General features: G+C 72.1%; 1 pseudogene. It reads right to left on the bottom strand.

Going from position 1 to position 1,108, the window contains the following annotated elements:
* Positions 1-208: 208 nt before the first annotated feature.
* Positions 209-1,108: pseudogene (locus ACA089_RS16365) on the bottom strand (glucokinase); the annotation flags it as partial.

Raw genomic sequence — 1,108 nt, forward strand, 5'->3', positions numbered from 1 at the left:
GCGGCGTCCTGCGCCTGGACCTGCACGGCGAAGCCCAGGCAGGTGACGATGGCGGCCGAAAGTACGGACTTGCGGTGCTTCATGATGTCTCTCCCATCATTGTTTTGAGTGGCGCCGGAGATCGCCTCCGGCAACGACTGCTGCATGTGCCACGGCGTGGAGCGATCCGTACGCACGTTCCCCTGGCTCTGTCCCGACGCCGTGTTGCTCACTTCTCCGTAAAAACGTCCGACCCCTGGTACCAGCTGGCCGCGCCGATCACGCCCAGCTGGCCGTGTTCGACCAGCCGCACCGACACCCGCTCCAGCGCCTCGCGCATGGGCCCCTTGTTGAGGAAGCGGGCGGTGAAGTCGCTGCGGACCAGGAACTCGCGGATGTGGGGCAGGATCCCGCCGGCCAGGTAGACGCCCTGCACGCCGTAGAGCAGGGCCATGTCGCCCACGGTGCTGCCGAGCAGGCCGCAGAACACCTCCAGGCTCTGGCGGGCCAGCGGGTCGCCGCCATCCAGCGCGGCGGCGGTGATCTATCCGGGGCTGGCGAAGACCGGGGTGGCCCCGCGCAGGGCGCACAGGGCGCCGTAGAGGTTCATCAGGCCCGGGCCGGACAGGGCGTGCTCGACCGGGACGTGGCTGCGCTGGCCGAGCATCTGCCGCAGCAGGGCCATCTCCAGCTCGGTGCCGACGGCCAGGGCGGCCTGGCCGGCCTCGGTGGCCAGCACGACCGGGCCATGGCCGGTGGGGATCCACAGCGCCGCGCCCAGGCCGGTGCCCGGCCCCAGGACCAGGATCGGGCCGGGGGCGATGCGTTCGGGTCCGGCCAGCTGCAGGACCTCGCTGGCGCCCAGGTGGGCCACGGCGTGGGCCACGGCCTCGAAGTCGTTGACCAGGTGGACCGCATCCAGGGCCAGGGCCTGGCGGATGGCGGTGGGCGACAGGGGCCAGGGCAGGTTGGCGGTGATGACGGTGCCGTCGGCCAGCGGATAGCCGGCGCTGGCGATGACGGCCACGCGCGGGGCCGGGCCGGGCAGGCCGGCGATGAACTCGGCCAGGATGTCGGCCAGGCCGGCGTAGTCGGCGCAGCGGAACTTGCTGTAGGCCAGCACCTGCAG

The sequence above is a fragment of the Pseudoxanthomonas fibrivorans genome (assembly GCF_041464125.1).
Lineage (GTDB): Bacteria > Pseudomonadota > Gammaproteobacteria > Xanthomonadales > Xanthomonadaceae > Pseudoxanthomonas.